Below are 1,640 nucleotides of genomic sequence, written 5' to 3'. Positions count from 1 at the left end.
TTTTGTTACTAAGTATTCCGTTACTTCGCAGGTAACGGGAACCATCTTGAATCAATTATGTGAAAAGAAGTTTAATATAGTTGTAATGCCTCTATAATTGTTTATAACATTTTAAGTGATGAAAGATGAAAAGTGGCTTATAGGTGGAATTCTGATAATATGACCGAGAGGTAAAGTTACGATAAAGGGAAATCAAAATATTTATAGGGAAAGAAAGACTTAAAGTGTTATTTTGTAGAGTTTTGGCTTAAGGGGAAGTTGTTGAGAAATGAGCAAGAGGACTCTTCCCTTCAAGAGATGTTTCTTGCGGGAGGAATAAATATGGACACATCTAGGCTGCTTTATCAATAAAAATAAAAAAAACTATGCCGAGATTCCATTGCTTTTTACAAAAGAAATTACCTTCTCGTTTGCTTCATCAATCTTCTTGTCGTTGAAAGGTTTGAGATAGGTTTCAGTAACATTTATCGATGAATGTCCCATCGCTTCGGAAATAATGCCAGGGTGAATCTCACAATAATATGCCATTGTGGCCCACGTGTGTCTTGCCGAATACGAACTAAGATGTGAACTCATATTCAAATGTGTTTTTAAAGCTGACAGCTGATAGTTAAAACGCCTCAAAGCTGATTGATACTCTTTATAAGCCGCTTCTGTACCATCCTTGCTACGTAATATTGGGAATAAATAAGGTGAGTTCTCGTCCTTATTGGATACCATGTGTACCAGCTGTAAGGCTTCTGGGGATAGAAGTACCCGTAAGGTGCGACCAGTCTTTCTTCTACGATAGGACAATACATTCCCTTGCAGGTCTTTCTTGTGCAAGAAAGCTAAATCGACAAATGGGAGACCACGCATCATAAACATAAAAACAAATAGCATTTTGGCCTTTTGAAGGCTTGAGGAAGGAATCCTTTTGGACAAATCCATTTCTGTCCCGCGAACTAAAGTTCCTATATCCGAAGCTTCCAAAGCTCTTTTCTTGTCTGCTTTAGTTCCTGTATACACATGTTCAAATAATCTAGGAGTATAACGGACACATCGTAAATCTACAGCTCGATTGTAAGCCGAGCGAATGACTTTCATATAGGTAGAAACGGTGTTCCAACTGCAATCTCGTTGACGCAGGTGCATTTCAAAACGTTTCAAAACCACTGGATTCAATTTGCGCAGATGCAAATCCCGATAGTTATTGAATGCGGAAAACACATTCAATGTAGATTGGTAAATATGGGCTGTTCCCCATCTTCCATTTTCTCGAAGCTCTCCAATAATAGTTGACAGCATTTCTTGTAAGGTAATCTCTTTCATCTTCAATTTAAATTATACATTCTCTTATTAATAATATGTATAAGTACAATCCCTTTATAATGCAGAACATACGTGCAAATACACTAATAATTGGGGCGAACAACAATCCCATTAACAAAAAAGTGCGCTTAAATGCAGATTTTTCGATTAATTATAAAAAAACAGCATTATTATTTGCTCATTTATAGAAAAACAATTATGTTTGCACGGAAAATTCCTCCGTTACCTGCGAAGTAACGGAATTTTTTAACAAAAGCATTATGGGAAAAGGAATGCCGGAAATGAGAAATTATTCACTTTTTATTTTTTTAAATTTATAAATTTAAAGT

General features: G+C 35.8%; 1 protein-coding gene. It reads right to left on the bottom strand.

Going from position 1 to position 1,640, the window contains the following annotated elements; all coding sequences use genetic code 11:
* Window positions 1–363 precede the first annotated feature (363 nt).
* The gene (locus tag DWZ03_RS19700; protein WP_005824483.1) at window positions 364–1,311 is read right to left on the bottom strand and encodes a tyrosine-type recombinase/integrase; all 948 of its coding nucleotides are present in this window, start codon (window positions 1,309–1,311) and stop codon (window positions 364–366) included.
* Window positions 1,312–1,640: the final 329 nt, after the last annotated feature.

It is taken from the genome of Bacteroides sp. AF29-11, assembly GCF_003602895.1.
Classification (GTDB): domain Bacteria; phylum Bacteroidota; class Bacteroidia; order Bacteroidales; family Bacteroidaceae; genus Bacteroides; species Bacteroides uniformis.
The sequence above is the reverse complement of the archived record's forward strand: the minus strand, read 5'-3'. Positions and strand labels throughout refer to the sequence as shown.

Bases quoted from the DNA above. Each gene is read 5' to 3' on its own strand.
- DWZ03_RS19700 (WP_005824483.1), bottom strand. From the start codon at position 1,311: ATGAAAGAGATTACCTTACAAGAAATGCTGTCAACTATTATTGGAGAG.